The 16,747-nt window shown below is 69.1% G+C and carries 14 protein-coding genes; 8 read left to right on the top strand and 6 right to left on the bottom strand.

Features of this window, described 5'->3' with window-relative positions; translation table 11 throughout:
- Positions 1-4 precede the first annotated feature (4 nt).
- Entirely contained in the window at positions 5-1,471 is a 1,467-nt protein-coding gene (locus OG303_RS49080) for an MFS transporter (RefSeq protein ID WP_405876578.1), read from the bottom strand.
- 155 nt (positions 1,472-1,626) lie between these two features.
- On the opposite strand from OG303_RS49080, the gene OG303_RS49075 reads away from it, so the two are divergent.
- From OG303_RS49075 to OG303_RS49055, 5 genes are all read left to right on the top strand, one after another.
- Complete coding sequence (locus OG303_RS49075) at positions 1,627-2,241, top strand: TetR/AcrR family transcriptional regulator (protein ID WP_405876576.1); 615 nt, start codon at positions 1,627-1,629, stop codon at positions 2,239-2,241.
- 101 nt (positions 2,242-2,342) lie between these two features.
- On the top strand, positions 2,343-2,627 hold the full coding sequence (locus tag OG303_RS49070; protein WP_405876574.1) for a hypothetical protein: 285 nt from the start codon (positions 2,343-2,345) through the stop codon (positions 2,625-2,627).
- A gap of 103 nt (positions 2,628-2,730) precedes the next feature.
- Positions 2,731-3,219 carry a sulfatase-like hydrolase/transferase gene (locus OG303_RS49065; RefSeq protein WP_405876572.1) on the top strand — a complete coding sequence of 163 codons (489 nt, stop codon included), beginning with the start codon at positions 2,731-2,733 and terminating at the stop codon, positions 3,217-3,219.
- 128 nt (positions 3,220-3,347) lie between these two features.
- Positions 3,348-5,744: a glycoside hydrolase family 3 N-terminal domain-containing protein gene (locus tag OG303_RS49060; protein WP_405876570.1), complete on the top strand. Its 2,397-nt coding sequence runs from the start codon at positions 3,348-3,350 to the stop codon at positions 5,742-5,744.
- 36 nt (positions 5,745-5,780) lie between these two features.
- Positions 5,781-6,398: a TetR/AcrR family transcriptional regulator gene (locus tag OG303_RS49055; protein ID WP_405876568.1), complete on the top strand. Its 618-nt coding sequence runs from the start codon at positions 5,781-5,783 to the stop codon at positions 6,396-6,398.
- 33 nt (positions 6,399-6,431) lie between these two features.
- Here the strand turns inward: OG303_RS49055 and OG303_RS49050 are convergent, their stop codons facing one another.
- Positions 6,432-7,895: an MFS transporter gene (locus OG303_RS49050; RefSeq protein WP_405876566.1), complete on the bottom strand. Its 1,464-nt coding sequence runs from the start codon at positions 7,893-7,895 to the stop codon at positions 6,432-6,434.
- A gap of 144 nt (positions 7,896-8,039) precedes the next feature.
- On the opposite strand from OG303_RS49050, the gene OG303_RS49045 reads away from it, so the two are divergent.
- From OG303_RS49045 to OG303_RS49035, 3 genes are read left to right on the top strand one after another with little or no spacing between them, the layout of a single operon-like run.
- Complete coding sequence (locus OG303_RS49045) at positions 8,040-10,340, top strand: beta-glucosidase (protein WP_405876564.1); 2,301 nt, start codon at positions 8,040-8,042, stop codon at positions 10,338-10,340.
- Positions 10,337-11,569, top strand: coding sequence for a glycoside hydrolase family 1 protein (locus tag OG303_RS49040; RefSeq protein WP_405876562.1), 1,233 nt, complete (start codon positions 10,337-10,339; stop codon positions 11,567-11,569). The genes OG303_RS49045 and OG303_RS49040 overlap by 4 nt, the downstream gene beginning before the upstream one ends.
- Before the next feature lie 21 nt (positions 11,570-11,590).
- Positions 11,591-12,583 carry an alpha/beta hydrolase gene (locus OG303_RS49035; protein ID WP_405876560.1) on the top strand — a complete coding sequence of 331 codons (993 nt, stop codon included), beginning with the start codon at positions 11,591-11,593 and terminating at the stop codon, positions 12,581-12,583.
- A gap of 105 nt (positions 12,584-12,688) precedes the next feature.
- Here the strand turns inward: OG303_RS49035 and OG303_RS49030 are convergent, their stop codons facing one another.
- From OG303_RS49030 to OG303_RS49015, 4 genes are all read right to left on the bottom strand, one after another.
- Positions 12,689-13,798, bottom strand: coding sequence for an adenosine deaminase (locus OG303_RS49030; RefSeq protein ID WP_405876558.1), 1,110 nt, complete (start codon positions 13,796-13,798; stop codon positions 12,689-12,691).
- A 118-nt stretch (positions 13,799-13,916) separates the two neighbouring features.
- A complete protein-coding gene (locus OG303_RS49025; protein ID WP_405876556.1) occupies positions 13,917-14,981 on the bottom strand; it encodes an isopenicillin N synthase family dioxygenase in 1,065 nt (354 codons plus the stop codon).
- 42 nt (positions 14,982-15,023) lie between these two features.
- A complete protein-coding gene (locus OG303_RS49020; RefSeq protein WP_405876554.1) occupies positions 15,024-15,821 on the bottom strand; it encodes an ABC transporter ATP-binding protein in 798 nt (265 codons plus the stop codon).
- Between the two features lie 20 nt (positions 15,822-15,841).
- Positions 15,842-16,663, bottom strand: coding sequence for an ABC transporter permease (locus OG303_RS49015; protein WP_405876552.1), 822 nt, complete (start codon positions 16,661-16,663; stop codon positions 15,842-15,844).
- Positions 16,664-16,747: the final 84 nt, after the last annotated feature.

The raw sequence follows: 16,747 nt of genomic DNA, 5'->3' as shown, positions 1-16,747 counted from the left end.
GAGATCAGGGTCTGCGGACGGGCAGGATGGCGAGTGCGGCCAGGCCGACCAGTGCGAGTGCGGCCACCCAGACGAACGCGTATCCGCCGGTGACCGACACGACAGACCCGGCGAGGGCCGGACCGAGCGCCTGACCCAGGTTGATGGCGAGACCCGCCACACCGAGGTCACGTCCGGCGGCGTTCGGGTCCGGCAACACGTCGACGACCAAGGCCTGATCGACAGGGATGTAGATGCCGAAGGCGAACCCGGCGACGACCGCCTGGACGAACAGTGCGGCGACCGTCGGAAAAAACAAGGGAATGGCCATGGACGCGGCCATGAGTACCGAGGCGGCGAAGACGAAGGACTTCCGTCGCTTCAGCCGGTCGGAGAGTGGGCCGGCGACAACGATCGCGACCACTGTGGCGGGCAGTGCCGTCAAGGCGAGCAGGGGCACGAGCTTCGTGGCTTCGCTCACGCTGAGGGCGGGCTTCACATAGCTCTGGAGCATGTAGAGCCCGAGGGCTCCTGAGACCCCGTATCCGAAGGTGAGCAGTATGCGAGCCGTCCAGACCCAGAAGTAGTCCCGCGTACGCACCGCGTAGGTGAAGCCGAGCAGGAACGGCTTCCACTCGAACTTCGCCACGTGCAGATCTAGCGAGGAGCCGTCCTTGGCTCGCGACACGAAGAGCACGACGCACAGCACGACCAGTCCGGCGAAGACGAAGTAGCTGTTCAGACCGAGTGCCGAGAGGGCGACACCCGCGCCGACGCTCCCCAGTACACCGCCCAGGAACGAGCCGAAGCCGCCGATCGCCGACAGGCTGCCGCGCTGAGTCTCGACAACGCGGTCGGCGAGCGTCGCGCCCAGGGGAGAGACCGCGGCGTTCAGCGCCACCGAGGCGATGGCCCACAGCACCACGAGGACGGCCACGGTCGGCGCGAAGCGGACCGCGACGAGAAACACGGCGCCGACGAGTGAGCCCAGGAGGATCCACGGGGCGCGACGGCCCATTCGGGTTCGGGTCCGGTCGGAGAAGACACCGATCAGCGGTTGCGCGACCATCGTCGCGACCAGTCCGACAGAGGTGACCAACGCCAGGGATTCCGCCCGGCCGGCGTCGAAGTCGGCCAGGATCCCCAGCAGACGGCTCTGGTCCGGCGTCGCCGTCGCCGTGCCCGCGGCGATGGCGTTCTTGAGCGCGGTGAGCTTCTGGAGGTCCGTACCGGCGTCGTGGCCCGTGAAGAACTTCGCCATCTCCAGCGTCTGGACCTGGTTGGGGAGCAGCAGCGTGCCGACTCCTCCCCAGATGCTGGAGAACGCGGCGAGCGCGACTCCGTACCACAGCGCATAGCGTCGAAGGACGCGACCGCGCAGGTACTTCGGGGAGGTGCCGGGTGCGGTCGGCGCGAGCACCTGGGCGGTGGAGGCGGGCTCAGAAGGTGACGGATCACTGTCGGACACGTCAGTGGAGGAAGTCGTTGTCATGGGTTGTCCCGATCGCTCGTCACTGAACGAAGAAGTGTCTGCTGGTGCCCGGGGTACATAGCTGGCCGAAAGTCGACGTCTCTGCCGCTGGAGAGAAACAGTAAGCCTTACGGTTTTTTATCCGCAAGATCTCGTCGTCGAGTAATCTCGGGGCCATGACCCGCCGCTCGTACCCCAAGGGACTGGCGAAGCGTGAGGAGATCCTCACCACCGCCCTCAAAGTGATCGCCGAACGCGGGTTCGGCGGAGCCACCCTGCGTGAGCTCGCCGAGGCGTCGAACCTCAGCATCACCGGACTCGTCCACCACTTCGGCACCAAGGAGCAGTTGCTCACCGAGGTGCTCCGCCGACGCGACGAGGTCGACGCGGACGCCTACGAGATGGACCGGCTTCCCGAGACGGCAGCCGCGATGATCGAGCGCCTCGCCACCCTGGTGGATCGCAACGCCGCGGTTCCGGGACTGGTGACGCTGTACTCGAACCTTTCGGCGGACGCCGCGGCCCCCGAGCACCCTTCTCACGAGTACTTCCGGGAGCGCTACGAGCAGAGCCAGGACCTCGGCCGGGACTCCCTGAGTCACCTCCAGGAGCTGGGCGAGCTCCCCGCCGGGGTGGATCCTGGCGATCTGGCCCAGCTGATGATCGCCGCGGTGGATGGTCTTCAGCTGCTCTGGCAGTACGACCAGAGCATCGACATGACGCGCGGTCTCAGGGCTCTCGGGGCCCTGTTGGCACTCGCCAACGAGGGTGGCCGCAGCGCTGACCAATGACGTTGCCGGCAGACCACCAAGGACGAGGCCGCCATCCGCACGGTCGGGGGTCCGGCACGGGGACACGGTCGCGCTGATGATGTCCAACCATCGACTCCCTGATGCTGCTCGTCGACCGCGGACAACAGGCCGGCCTCATCCGCGCCGACCTCGTCCCCGACGACATGCAGCGCGTCCTGGGCATGCTCATCAGCGTCCTGTGGAACACGGACCCCGGCGACCGAGGGCTGGCGGCGCTACGTCGTCCTCGTCCTGAACGGCCTGTCCCCCGTCGGCGCGAGTCCGCTGCCCGCCGCCGCCCCGAAGCTGGAGTGCCGCACCGGAGGTGCGAGTCACCCCGCGCCGGGCGCGGTTTCGGTCACGAGGAAGCCCACCCCCGGGCCTGACGCCCACAGTCCGGAAGCCGCGGAGCCCTTGCGCGCCGCGGCAACAGTGGTCTCTAATTTCTATGGTTAGTAGATTTTAGAGAGGCGGGACGTCTGCCACGCCATGACCACAGTCACGAACGCACGCCCCAACATCCTCTGGATCGTCGGCGAGGACTGCCCGCCGCGCTTCGGCTGCTACGGCGGCCCGCTGGCCCGCACGCCCCACCTCGACTCCCTCGCCGGGCGCGGCACCCTCTTCGAGTACGCCTACAGCTCGGCGCCGGTCTGCGCGTCGTCACGGTTCTCCCTGATCACCGGGATCCCCTCGGAGAGCCACGCGCCCGCGAACGAGATGCGCGCCGTGGCCCCGCTGCCCGCCTGGATGCCCGCCTATCCCGAGATACTGCGTGGCGTCGGGTACTACTGCACCAACTGCAGCAAGACCGACTACAACGCGGCCTTCGACGAGCACACGGTCTGGAACGAGTGCTCGCCGTCGGCACACTGGCGCGACCGCCCCGAGGGCATGCCCTCCTCGCGGTGTTCAACCCCGAGCCGGGGACCGGAGTCACGGCGGCGGTGTCCACCATGCGCATCACGCCCACCCTGATCGAGCTGTGCGACTGGACGGCACGTACACGCCCTCGTCCCAAGTCCTCGACTGGGCCCACCTGGTGGCCAAAGTGTCCGGCGCGGCGGGCGTGCGCCCCTCCCCCGCTCGAACGAAAGACGTGTGACATGCCAGCTACCACATCGACTCCTGACGACATCCAACGCCTGGTCTCCCGGCTGACGTTGGAACAGAAGGTCGCCCAACTCGGCGGCCTGATCGCCCCCGAGGTGTTCGCCCCATCCCAGGACGGCGCGGGAGGTGGTCCCGTGGTCGACGCGGGCCGCCTTCGGGAGCTGCGTCCGCACGGTGTCGGGCATCTCTCCCTGGCATGGTTTCTCGGTGAGGACGCCGACGGCCTGCGGGGGCAACTGGCGGCGATCCAGGAGGTCGTACGCGAGGTGTCCCCGTTCGGGATCGGCGCGCTGGTCCACAACGAGGGCATCAACGGATTTCTGCACGCCTCCGGTTCGCAGTTCCCCACGTCGTGGGCGCAGGCGGCGGCCTGGGACCCCGAACTGACCAGGCGGGCCGCGGCGGTCACCTCCGCGCACATGCGCGACACCGGGGTCCAGCTGTTGTTCTCGCCGGTCATGGACATCAACCGTGACCCGCGCTGGGGACGTGTCCACGAAACGTACGGCGAGGACCCGGAGTTGGCCGCGCGGATGTCCGTCGCGTTCGTACGGGGCATCCAGGGCGCGGAGCAGGAGAGCGGCGTGCTGGCGACCGGCAAGCACTTCCTGGGGTACGGCGCCTCGGAGGGCGCGCTCAACCAGGCCGTCACCCAACTCGGGCGCCGGGCGCTGGTCGACGAGTACGCGGAGCCGTTTCGCCGGGCGATCGCCGAGGCGGGACTGGCGTTGATGATGAACGCGTACAACGAGATCGACGGCATCCCCGCGACCGCGAGCCGCTGGCTGCTCACCGAGTTCCTGCGCGACACGCTCGCGTTCGACGGCCTGGTGGTCAGCGACTACGACTCGATCAACCTGCTGCGCACCGCCCACCGCACCGCGCGCACGGAGGGCGAGGCGGCGGTACAGGCGCTGTCCGCCGGGCTGGACGTGGAACTTCCCGGCAATCCGAACTACTCCCACCTGGTGGACGAGGTCACCGCCGGTCGTCTCGACGAGCGGGTCGTCGACGTGGCCGTGGCCCGTGTTCTCGCCGTGAAGGCCAGGACCGGACTGATCCCCGGCGTCGGTCCGCGGCCCGCACCGGCGGCGCCTCCGGACCGTGCGGAGGCCGCCGAGGTCCGCTGCGAGATCGCGGCTCGCGCCATGGTGCTGCTCCAGAACGACGGCACGCTGCCCCTGTCCCCCGGCGAGCACCGCATCGCCGTGGTCGGGCCCGCCGCCGACGAGCTGCGGATCCACTTCGGCGCCTATACGTCGGTGTCGAGCGCCGAGATGCCGCTCGGCATGCAGGCGGTCATGGAGGGCAGGGTTCCCGGGATCGACCCGGCGACCTTCGTGTTCACCGACATCTTCCAGCCGCGCATGCCCGTTATGGATCCCACCTTCGAGAGCGCGGCCAGGAAGCTCCATCCCGAGGCCTCCACCGTGCTCGACGCCTTGCGCGAGCTGGACGCCAAGATCGAGTTCGCGCAGCTGGGCCGCTTCGAGCACGACGCCGAGGACCCTCTCGACGCCTCGGTCGTCGAGGCCGCCGTGGCCGACGCCGACGTGGTCGTCGCGGTGGTCGGCGAACGTACGGGCTGGGTCGGCAACAACACGGCGGGCGAAGGCCAGTCGACCGCCTCGCCGACCCTGCCCGGGGATCAGGAGGACCTCCTCGAACTCCTCGCGGCCACGGGCAAGTTGCTGGTGACCGTGGTGGTGTCAGGACGCCCGCTGCTGCTGGAGAAGGCGGCCCGGCTGTCCAACTCCCTGCTGCTCGCGCCGCTGCTCGGCGAGGAGGCGGGTCCCACGATCGCACGCACGCTGTTCGGCCTGATCAACCCAAGTGGCAAGCTGCCCAGCACCTTTCCCCGCCATCTGGGCCAACTCCCGCTGTACCACGGCCACCATCACGGAAGCGGCTACGGCCATCCGACGGGAACCCGCCACGGATACGGCGACCTCGACCAACAGGGGCCCCTCTATGCCTTCGGCCACGGGCTGTCGTACACGACCTTCGAGGTCACGCCCGACGAACGCGAAGGCCGCCCGGCCGTCGAACTGACCGACGGCGTGATGCGTGCCCGGCTCACCGTGTCCAACACCGGTGCCGTGGACGGCGAAACGGTCGTGCAGCTGTACGCGCGCGACGAATTCGCGTCCGTCGTACGGCCGGTACGGCAGCTGATCGCCTTCGCTCGCGTCGGTCTCGCCGCCGGGGAGAGCAGGACTGTCGTGCTCGAAGCCCCGGTCGAGCGGCTGCACTACACCATGGCCGACGGCCGCCGCGGCATCGAGCCGGGCGAGGTGACCGTACTGGCCGGGCTCGGCAGCGACGCGCTGACCTGCGCCGGGACGGTCACGGTCGACGGGGTGCTCGCAACAGCTCAGGGCCTACGGTGAGTCACCGCTGATGCATGGTGAAGTACGGTTCTACGAGTGACCAACCAGCGAAAGCCACGAGGCCCGTACCGCAAGAGCGCGGAGCGCCGGGAACAGATCCTCCAGGCTGCCTACGAGGCCGTCGACGAGTTCGGAGAGCGTGCCTCGCTGCAGGACATCGCCGACCGGGTCGGGGTGACCCAGCCGGCGCTGACGTACTACTTCCCCACGCGTGACGAGCTGCTGCTCGCCGTGCTGGAGCGGCGGGACGTGCTGGGCAAGGAACTCGCGAGCGCCGCCGGATCGGAGACGGGCATGGTCGACACAATGGTGTCGACCACCCGGCACACCACCGAGCACCCCGGGCTGGCCAAGCTGTACGTCACGCTCTCGGCGGCGGCCACCGACCCCGAGAGTCCGGCGCACGACTACTTCACCGAGCGCTACCGGAAGCTGTCGGGCGAGGTCGCGCACGACCTCCAGGTGCAGCAGGAGAGCGGTGTCATCCGGGCGGACGAACCGGCCGACCACCTCGCCAGGGTGCTGCTCGCGGTACTGGACGGGTTGCAGATCCAGTGGATGCACGACCCTTCCGTGAACATCGCCGCGATCGCCGAGACGTTCACTCGCATGCTCGCGACTTCGGCCGGCTCCGCGCAGGAGCCGGCCGAGTAGTCGCTTAACACGCCCTTTGGGTAAGGGAGTTGGTCAGGCCGCCTGGCCGGCCTCGGCCTCGTCGAGACGCTTGCCCCTGGGGATCAGCAGCACCAGCAGCGCGGCGACCGCGATCGCGCCGGCGAAGAGCAGGAACCCGTTGGTGAATCCTCGGTCGCCGTAGAACTCCGTACCCTTCACCACCGTGCCCTGCTTGGCCAGGACCACGAAGGCGACCTGGGTGAGCAGCCCCTGGACGACGCCCTGTGTCATGCCCTGGGCGCCGTTGGCCAGTGCCTGCTCCTCCGGCTCCACGGACTCGATGACCATGACCGGAATCATGGACACGACCATGCCCATCCCGACCGCACTGAAGACGCCGATCGCGATGAACTGGCTGACGTGGTAGTGGAATTGGGAGGTGAGACCGATCCCGATGGCCACCAGTCCGCCACCGATCCCCAGCAACAGGCGTGAGTCGAAACGGCGGGCGAGCATTCCGCTCACCACCGCGGACCCGATGATCAGGATGCTGCCGGGCGCGGCGACCAGGGCTCCCTTCGTGGCGGTCCAGCCCAGCCCGTCGGAGATCCCCGGGATGCGCGGCATGAGAGTGAGCAGGTTCGTCACGATGCCGCCGGCGTAGATCGAGCCCGCGAGCAGGCCCGTGGCCAGGAAGGTGGTCCACACCCGGCGACGGCCCAGCAGGGAGATCGGGAACATGGGGTGGGCAACCCTCCGCTCGACTCCCAGGAAGGCGATCACGGCGATGAGCCCGCCGCCGATGCAGGCCAGCGTACGGCCGCTGGTCCAGCCCCAGCCCGAGCCCTCCCCGATGCCGTAGACGATGGCGGTGAGGCCGCCGCCCAGCAGCAGGCCGCCTGCCCAGTCCATGCGGGAACGTTCCTCGCGCACCGGGCTCTCGGGGACGACGGCCAGCAACAGCACGAGAGCCAGTGCCGTACCCACCACCAGGAACCAGAGCGCCGCGCGGAAGCCGTGGTCGTCGAGGAGCCAGCCGGACAGGAACGGGCCGCCCAGCGCGACCAGACCGACACCGCCGCCGAGGAATCCGCTGGCCGGGCCCACCAGGCGGCGCGGGAACACGTCCCGCGTCAGCGCGTAGACCAGGGATGCCGCCGCGCCGTAGAAGCCCGAGATGCCCCGTCCGACGAGCAGGGTCCCGTAGTTCGGCGCGAGGGCGGCGATCAGGTCGCCGACCAGGGCGAGCGTGGTGATGACGACCATGACGCGCTTCTTGCCGTACATCGCGGCGGCCTTCACCACGAAGGGTGTGGCGAACACGCCGACCAGCAACCCGATCTGGTTGAACCAGGCGATCTTGGTGGTGTGGAAGTGGATGGCGATCGCGGACTGGGCGTTTCCAGAGATCAGACCGACCAGACCGGTCAGCTGGGAGGCCCAGAGCAGCACGATCAGCATCAGCGCGTACCGCGCGCCGAAGCCGGCCTTCCCGGCTTCCTCTTCCTTGTGCTGCGACTCGACGTTGAGTGACATCCGGCACCCCGGCTTCCGTATACGGATGGAGCCCTTGCGCTCCTCGCGCGCAGGCTAGCTCTAAATTTTTTGGAGTGATAGATTTTCGACGCGGAAACATTCCGGCCCCTCACATGGGCCTGTGCAGCCGAAGGGATCTCGCCCATGCAGCAGCCCGACCCCGCCGCACTCCCCCTGGAGGAGAAGGCGTCCCTGCTCGCGGGAGGGGACTTCTGGTCCACCAGGCCCCTCGACTGGGCGGGGGTCCCCGCGGTCGTATTGACCGACGGCCCGCACGGGATCCGCCGCCAGCTGGCCGACTCCGATCACTTGGGCTTCTTCGCGAGCGAACGGGCCACCTGCTTCCCTCCGGCCGTCGCCGTCGGCTCCAGCTGGGACAGCGAACTCGCCGCGAGAGTCGGTGAGTTGGTGGGTCGGGAAGCCGTCTCGCTGGGTGTCGGGGTCGTCCTGGGCCCGGGTGTGAACATCAAGCGGTCCCCGCTGTGCGGGCGCAACTTCGAGTACTACTCCGAGGACCCGCTCCTCTCCGGCGTCCTCGGAGCGGCCTTCGTACGGGCCCTCCAGTCCCAGGGTGTGGGCGCCACCGTCAAGCACTTCGCGGCCAACAACCAGGAGACGGGGCGGATGCGCGTCAGCGTGGACGTCGACGAACGCACCCTGCGGGAGATCTACCTGCCGGCCTTCGAACGCATCGTCGTCGAGGCACGTCCGGCCGCTGTCATGGCCGCCTACAACCGCGTCAACGGTGTCCCGGCCTCGGAGAACCACTGGCTGCTCACCGAAGTCCTGCGCGCGGAGTGGGAGTTCGAGGGCGTCGTCGTCTCGGACTGGGGCGCGGTCGGCGACCGGGTGGCTGCCCTTTCCGCGGGGCTCGACCTTCAGATGCCCGGGCCCGATCCTGCCAACGACGCGGCGATCGTACGGGCCGTGCGCGAGGGGGTGCTGGACGAGGTCGTGGTCGATGCGAGCGTCCGGCGTGTGCTTGGACTCGCCGGGCCGGCCGGGGCGGCTCGGGAGACGGCGGAGCCGGTCGTGTCCGCCGAAGCGGAGTCAGTGGTCCCCACCGAAGCGCAGCCAGTCGTCCGCACCGAAGCGGGGCCGGTGGTGCCCACCGCACACCACGCGCTGGCAAGGGAGTTGGCCGCCGACTGCGTCGTCCTGCTGAAGAACGACGACGAGACTCTCCCTCTCGCGCAGCCCGCACGCATCGCTGTCATCGGTGAGTTCGCGACCGTCCCCGCGTTCCAGGGTGACGGCAGTTCGCGGATCAACGCCACCCGTGTCGACACCCCGTTGGAGGCGATCCAGGAACTCGGCGGGATCATCACCTACGCGGCGGGCTTCACCAGCGACGGAACACGGGATCCCGAGGCGTTGCGCGAAGAGGCCGTACGGGTGGCCGGAGAAGCCGAGACCGCCGTACTCTTCCTCGGGCTGCGCGGCGAGACCGAGGGCACCGACCGCGAGCAACTCGACCTGCCCGTCGACCAGTTGGAACTCGTACGCGCCGTCGCCGCCGCCGCTCCGCGCACCGTGGTCGTCCTGTCCACCGGCGGTGTGGTGTCCCTGGAGGGCTGGCACGACGACGTCGACGCGATCGTGGCGGGCTGGCTGCTCGGGCAGGCGGGAGGCGGCGCCCTCGCGGACGTGCTCTTCGGCGTCGTCAATCCCTCCGGCCATCTGGCCGAGAGTTTCCCGCTCCGGCTGGAGGACACCCCCAGCTATCTGACGTTCCCCGGTGAAGCCGGTCATGTCCGGTACGGCGAAGGCGTGATGGTCGGCTACCGCCACTACGAGACCGTCGGACGCGCGGTCCGCTATCCCTTCGGGCACGGGCTGAGCTACACCACGTTCCGTACCGATGACTTGTCCGTCGACGTCACGGGCGATGACAGCGCCACCGCCAGGGTCACCGCGATCAACACGGGAGACCGGACCGGAAAGCACGTCGTCCAGGTCTACGTCGCCACCACCGCGGGACCGGTCCGGCGCCCTGCCCGTGAACTGCGCGCCTTCACCAAGGTCGCACTGCCTCCCGGGGAGTCCCGCACCGTCGAACTCCCGCTGGAGCGGCGCGCGTTCGCCTACTACGACATCGAACAGCGCGGTTGGGCGGTCGCCCCCGGCTCGTACACGATCCAGGTCGGCGAGAACGCCTCCCACGTCGTCGCCGAGCAGACCTTCACGTTGACCGGTGACACTACCGGCACCGCCCTGTCCCTCGACTCCTCCCTCGGCGACTGGCTCGCCCATCCGGTCGCGGGCCCCCTGCTGCAACAGGCGCTCGACGCCGGTGCGACCGAGGAGAAGCGGCAGCAGTCGGAGGCCAACAGCGGCCTCATCCACATGGTCGCGTCGATCCCTGCCCGGCAGTTCCTCCACTTCCCCGGTATTTCCCTCTCCGCCGACGACCTGGCCCAGATCCTGGAGAAGACGAACCGATGACTGACAGCACACGCCTGCGCCCCGACTTCCTGTGGGGTGCGTCGACCGCCCCCACCCAGGTCGAGGGCAACAACATCAACAGCGACTGGTGGCTCCGCGAACAGCTCATGCCCGGCATGGAGCGCAGCGGCGACGCGATCGACAGCTACCACCGCTATGCCGAGGACATGCAGTTGCTGGCCGACGCGGGCCTGAACTCCTACCGCTTCGGCATCGAGTGGGCCCGCATCGAGCCCGTCGAAGGACATGTCTCACGCGCCGAACTCGCCCACTACCGGCGGATGATCGACACCTCGCTCGCCCTCGGCCTCACCCCGGTCGTCACGCTTCACCACTTCACGCACCCTCGCTGGTTCACCGAGGACGGCGGCTGGACGAGCGACCGCGCCATCGACCGCTTTCGGTCCTACGTCGAGACGGCCACCCGGATCCTCGACGGCGTCGAGTGGGTCTGCACCATCAACGAACCCAACATGCTCGCCCTGATGGCCACGATGAGCCAGGCTCCACCGGCCTCCGAGAAGGAGGTGAAGAAGTGGATGAGCCCCACGGTCGAGGGGGCCGCGCGCCCGGTACTGCCCTCCCCCGACCCGAAGGCGGGTCACCGGCTGGCCGAGGCCCACCAGGCCGCCCGCGAGATCCTCAAGGCACGCACCGACGCCAAGTCCGGCTGGACCGTGGCCAACCAGGCCCTCACCCCGACTCCCGGGAACGAGGAGAAGCTGCGCGAAGTCCGGTACGTCCGCGAGGACTTGTACCTCGAAGCGGCTCGCGGCGACGACTTCATCGGAGTGCAGTCCTACACCAGCCAGGCAGTCGACGAGAACGGCATCGTCCCCCATCCCCTCGGCCCCGACACCACACTCACGGGGAACGCGTACCGGCCCGACGCCCTCGGCATCGCCGTCCGCCACACGTGGGACGTCACCGGCGGCATCCCGATCCTCGTCACCGAGAACGGCATCGCCACCGCCGACGACACCCAACGGATCGCGTACACCTCCGAAGCCCTACGGCACCTGTTCGCGGCCGTCGACGACGGCATCGACGTACGCGGCTACCTCCACTGGAGCGCTCTCGACAACTACGAATGGGGCCACTGGGAACCGACGTTCGGCCTCATCGCCGTGGACAGGGAGACCTTCGAGCGGCACCCGAAACCGAGCCTCGCGTGGCTGGGAGAGGTCGCCCGCAACGGCGGCGAGGGGTTGGAAGAGCAGTCCGCATGACGGCGACCGAGGAGGCGACCGATGCCAACTGACCGCACACGTCCGGCACTTCGTCTGCCGGCCCGTGACATCCCGGTGCCCACGTCGGTGAGCCCGGAGGCGCAGGCATCGATCGTGCGCGGGATGGCAGCACAGGCCACGCGGTATCCGGGGCCCAACGACCTCGACGGCTGGCGGGCGTTGGCCGTCGTGACGGACGAGGCCGTACGAGGCATGGTCGGCGGTACGCTCCCCGTTTTCGATGGTGAGGTCGAGCGGATCGACCTCGGCGGCCTCCCAGTACATGTGATCACGCCGACGGGCCTCGCGGCCGACGACCGCAGGGTCTACCTCGACATCCATGGCGGGGGCTGGATCTCGGGGAAGGGAGAAGTGTGCCGCGTTCGGGGCGCACTGACCTCGGTGTCGGTCGGGGCTCGGGTGTGGGCGGTCGACTACCGGATGCCGCCCGACCATCGCTACCCGGCGGCACTCGACGACTGCCTGACCGCGTACCGGGCGCTGTTGAAGGAGCGGCGCCCCGAGGAGATCGTCGTCGGGGGCAGTTCGGCGGGCGGCAACCTCGCCGCCGCCCTCATGCTGCGGGCCCGGGACGAGCAACTCCCGCTTCCGGCCGCGCTGGTGCTGAGCACTCCGGCCACCGACCTGACCGAGGCGGGCGACACCTGGCAGACGAACCTCGGCCTGGACAACGTGCTGACGGGCAGCCTCCTGCCGGCCATCCAGCTGTACGCCGATGGCCACGACCTGCGCGACCCCTGTCTCTCCCCGCTCTTCGGCGACTTCACCAAGGGTTTCCCACCGACCGTCCTCGCCAGCGGCACCCGTGACCTGCTGCTGTCGGACACGGTCCGGATGCACCGGGCGCTGCGCGCGGCCGGTGTCGAGGCCGAGCTGCATGTGTTCGAGGCCGCCGGACACGGCATGTTCCTGGGGAACACACCGGAGGACGACGAAAAGGCCCGTGAGATACGGCAGTTCGTCGACAGGCAGTGGGCCCGCACGGCCGGATGAACCCGTACGCCCATGCGAAGGCACCAACAATGGACCGTGGTTGGCGCCTTCGCCCTCTCCTCTTAGGGGATCTCGATGCGTCACGCCTCGCGCCCCATGTCCTCGTCAGCCTCCCGTCCGTCCTTCCCGGCGCGGGCTGCGGGGGTCGGCGACGAGCGCGTCGATCTCGGCGAACCAGTGTGCGCGTACGTCGGCGCCGTCGCTGTCGAAGAACCAGGCGTGGGCCAGCGAACGCTTCGCGGCGGCGCCCAGCTGTTCGTTGGACCATCGCAGCGCGTTGGCCAGGAGTGCGTAGTCCTGGGCGAGGTCGGTGTGGAACAGCTCCGGGTCGTCGGTGCCGATCAGCAGCGGTACGCCGCTGTCGTCCAGGACGCGCCAGGCGTCGACGTAGCGGGTCCGGGAGACCAGTCCGCCGAGCGCGTACGCGGTGGGCGTGAAGGTCATCGGCGTACGAGTGGCCCGGAGGCGGCGCAGTACCTCCGGGTCGTCGACGCCCATCCAGCCGTGGTCGATGCGGTCGAGGCCGAGGTCGAGCGCGGCGGCGATGTCCTCGATCACGTCGGCGTGGCCGGTGAGCCGGTAGCCCTCGGCCCGGGCCCGCTCGTAGGCCGGCGCCAGGGCCTCGAACGGGACGGTGTGATGGTCGCCGTCGTTGCCGTAGCCGAGGATCGGGATGCCCTTCTCGCGCAGTGCGGCGGTCTGCTCGACCAGGTCGAGGGCGGCCTGCGGGCCGCCGAAGCGGTGCAGTTCGATGATGATGCCGCCGGTGAGCCCGAGTTCGTCGCCTGCGACGCGGAACGCCTCGCCGACCGCCCGCAGCAGCACCTCGGGCTCCATGCCGATCTCGTCCCGGTGCAGATCCGGGGTGCACAGCAGCTCCAGATGGCGGACGCCGCGGTCGTAGGCGCCGGCGATCATGCGCAGCACGCCCTCGGTGACCAGCGCCTCGTCGCCCCAGAGCCGGACCGCCCGGTCCAGGTCGTCGAAGAACTTCCCGAGACTGCGCAGATCGTAGGCGGAGTCCGCCTCGGCCCGGGACAGGCTGGCCCCCGTGGTCCGCCTGTGCAGCCGGGCCAGCTCGGACGGGGCCAGCGAGCCCACCTGGTGCATGTGCAGCTCCGCCTTGGGGAGCCGCCGGGCCAGCACCACCCGTTCCTCCTCCCGTGCCATCGGCGGGAATTCGTCGGTGGCGTTCGGGTCGCCGGATGAGGGCATGGTCGTACCTCCTGGGTCGAAGCGTGGTCGCCGGCCGCGCGGGGGCGCCGGTCCCGTCGGCGGGCACGGGGCTCATCGCCGGCCGGTGGGACCGGTGTTGTCCACGGCGTACGCCCCGTCAGCCGGCGGCGGCGGTCACCCTGGCGGCCTCGCGCGGGGCGTGGGGGTTCTTGCGGCCCGCCCGGGAGCCCTTCAGCTTCGCGAGGATGTGGTCCTTGACCGTGATCGGCTCGTAGAACGCCTCCTCCCCCTCGGCGACGAAGGACGGCAGGGGCGCGACGACGGCGTCCGCGTTCCCGTCGTGGAAGAACGCGGCCGACCTGCGGCGCTTGATGGTTCCGTGCACCACGGGCGGCGTGACCCGGTGCAGCGTGGACATCCACGCGTCGTTCGTCAGCCGGGCCGCCAGGTCACCGAGGTTGACCAGGAGTGCGCCGTCGGCGGGCTGGACGTCGTGCCATGCGTTGTCGCTGCCGAGCACCTGAAGGCCTTCGACCTGGTCGGCCCACAGGACGGTCAGCAGACCGAAGTCGGTGTGCTCGCTCATGCCGGTGAGTTCGGCGCCCAGCTCGATCTCACCGGGCGGCAGGGCGTAGTTGTTCATGCGGAGCACGTCGATCGAGTGGTCGGTGAGGCCCTCGACGTAGGACTGCTCGACCCCGAGGGCGTCCGCGACGACCTCGGTGAGGGTGCGGGCGACGCGCCGGGCCTCGGCGTAGTAGGCCTCGACCTGCTCCTTGAACGACGAAGGTTCGGTGGGCCACACCGAGGGCGGATAGTCCGCTTCGGACACCTCGGCGCCCGGGTACTCGGCGGCGGAGGTCCCGACGTTGAACGCCTCGAAGAAGTCGTTCATACGAGTCACGGGGTCGAGGCCGACGCTGTAGCTCAGCGACTCGCTCTTGGGCGGGCTGTAGCCGCGGTTCTCGCCCGCCGGGCGGACCCACTGCTTCTTCGACTCCAGGGGAAGTGCGAAGAACCCGTCGATCGCGTCGCCGAGTCCGTCGAGGATCTCGTCCACGATCCCGTGGCCGACGACCTGGATGAAACCCACGGTGCGGCAGGCGTGGTCGAGTCGGCGCGCGACCTCTGCCTTGTCGGCAGCGGATCCGTCACCGGCGTACGGGCCGATGTCAATGACCGGAACGCGGAACTCGGACGACGCGGATGACGCGGATGACATGGTGCCCCCCTTGGACTGTCGGGTGGAATTTCGGATCGGTGATCAGCTGACGCCTGCCGGTCGCGCCGCGCTGTGGGTGAGCTCGGCGAGCAGCGTGCGTTCGTTGTGGGTGAAGACCTCGGTCTCCATGAAGTCCAAGGTGCGCGGGCGCGGTTCGGGCTGTTCCAGCACCATGCGCACCTCGGCCGGCCGGTTGGAGAGGACGTAGACGCGGTCGGACAGCATGAGCGCCTCGGGGACGTCATGGGTGATGAGGATGGTCGACTGGCCGAGTTCGGCGCAGATCTGGGAGAGCCAGATCTGCAGTTCCGTGCGGGTGAGGTAGTCGAGTGCGCCGAAGGGTTCGTCGAGCAGCAGGATCGGCCGTTCCAGGACCATCGTGCGCAGCAGCGCGACGCGTTGCCGCATGCCGCCGGACAGCTCGAAGGGGTAGGCGTCGGCGTATCCGTCGAGCCGGAACGTCCCCAGCAGGGAGGCCACCTTCTTGCGGGCGTCGGCCTTCGACATCCCGCCGAGTGTCAATCCGAGCGCGGCGTTGTCCTGGGCGGTGAGCCAGGGCAGGAGCAGGTCCTTCTGCGGCATGTACGCCGAGTACGGCCCTCGGGTCGCATCGCCGTGGTAGGTGACGGACCCCTCGTCCGGGCGCAGGATCCCGGCGAGTATCTGGAACAGCGTGGACTTGCCGCAGCCGCTGGGGCCGATGACCGACACGAACTCACCGGGCGCGAGGTCCAGGGAGACGTCGTGGATCACCGGGTTACGGGTCTTGCGCGGGCCGGGGAAGGCCTTGGTCACGTTCTGGACGGAGAGCAGCGGGCTGGTCAGGGGGCTGGTGTTCATGCTGGTTGTCATGGTGTTCGTCATTCGGACCTCATCGCCTTCCGACGGCGTTCCCACGGCATCGCGAGAGTTTCGAGCAGGTAGGTGAGCGAGAACAGCAGCAGGCTGACGACGATGCTGACGATGGCCGCGGCCAGCACCAGATCCGTCCGGAGCATGTTCTTCTGTGTCGCCATGTAGATGCCGAGCCCGTTCACCGCGCCGACCGTCTCGGCGAAGATGGCCGCCAGGACGGCGAAACTGGCGACGACCCGCAGACCGGTGAAGAAGAAGGGCAGCGAGGAGGGGACCTGAAGGCGCAGGAACACCTTGACGCGGTTCGCCCCCAGCGACTTCATCAGGGTCGCCGCGTCCGGGTCCGCCGACAGGAATCCCTGGAGGAGGGAGATCGTCATGGGCAGCGCCGTGGTGATCACGATGAGCCCGATCTTCGGCCCCAGCCCGAACCCGAACCAGATGACGAACAGCGGTGCCAGCACGATGATCGGGATGGACTGCGCGACGATCAGCAGCGGAAGCGTCGCGTTGCGCAGCAGGGGGACGAAACTCAGGAGCGTCGCCAGGACCGCCGACACGGCGACCGAGACCACCAGGCCCACCGCCGTCACCTGGAGAGTCGGGACCGTGTTCAGCCAGAGCGCTTCGCGATCCGTCCAGGCGGCCTCGGCGACGCGCGTCGGGGAGGGCAGGACCGTGGGAGCGATGTTCCCGACCTTCGTGGCGACCTGCCAGGCCACCACTGCCAACACCACGGCCAGGGTCGGTGTGATCGTGCGGAAGAGCGGTGAGTCTCCCCATTCCCGGCGAGCGCGCTTCGCCTTACGGGCAGAAGTGATGCTCAAGGTCGGTGGTGACTGCTGAACAACTGGACCGTTGCGGCCGCTTGCCTGGATCTCTGTCATCGCAGGATGTCCTTACTCAAGGGG

Origin of the sequence: Streptomyces sp. NBC_00005 (assembly GCF_045160215.1) — a bacterium.
GTDB lineage: Bacteria > Actinomycetota > Actinomycetes > Streptomycetales > Streptomycetaceae > Streptomyces.
Note: the sequence above shows the minus strand (reverse complement) of the source record. Positions and strands in the feature narration are given on the sequence as shown.

What these genes read in the sequence shown, in the direction of transcription:
- OG303_RS49045 (WP_405876564.1), top strand. Translation starts at nt 8,040, where the DNA reads ATGCAGCAGCCCGACCCCGCCGCACTCCCCCTGGAGGAGAAGGCGTCC.
- OG303_RS49030 (WP_405876558.1), bottom strand. Translation starts at nt 13,798, where the DNA reads ATGCCCTCATCCGGCGACCCGAACGCCACCGACGAATTCCCGCCGATG.
- OG303_RS49065 (WP_405876572.1), top strand. Translation starts at nt 2,731, where the DNA reads ATGACCACAGTCACGAACGCACGCCCCAACATCCTCTGGATCGTCGGC.
- OG303_RS49025 (WP_405876556.1), bottom strand. Translation starts at nt 14,981, where the DNA reads ATGTCATCCGCGTCATCCGCGTCGTCCGAGTTCCGCGTTCCGGTCATT.
- OG303_RS49035 (WP_405876560.1), top strand. Translation starts at nt 11,591, where the DNA reads ATGCCAACTGACCGCACACGTCCGGCACTTCGTCTGCCGGCCCGTGAC.
- OG303_RS49060 (WP_405876570.1), top strand. Translation starts at nt 3,348, where the DNA reads ATGCCAGCTACCACATCGACTCCTGACGACATCCAACGCCTGGTCTCC.
- OG303_RS49070 (WP_405876574.1), top strand. Translation starts at nt 2,343, where the DNA reads ATGCTGCTCGTCGACCGCGGACAACAGGCCGGCCTCATCCGCGCCGAC.
- OG303_RS49080 (WP_405876578.1), bottom strand. Translation starts at nt 1,471, where the DNA reads ATGACAACGACTTCCTCCACTGACGTGTCCGACAGTGATCCGTCACCT.
- OG303_RS49020 (WP_405876554.1), bottom strand. Translation starts at nt 15,821, where the DNA reads ATGAACACCAGCCCCCTGACCAGCCCGCTGCTCTCCGTCCAGAACGTG.
- OG303_RS49050 (WP_405876566.1), bottom strand. Translation starts at nt 7,895, where the DNA reads ATGTCACTCAACGTCGAGTCGCAGCACAAGGAAGAGGAAGCCGGGAAG.
- OG303_RS49075 (WP_405876576.1), top strand. Translation starts at nt 1,627, where the DNA reads ATGACCCGCCGCTCGTACCCCAAGGGACTGGCGAAGCGTGAGGAGATC.
- OG303_RS49040 (WP_405876562.1), top strand. Translation starts at nt 10,337, where the DNA reads ATGACTGACAGCACACGCCTGCGCCCCGACTTCCTGTGGGGTGCGTCG.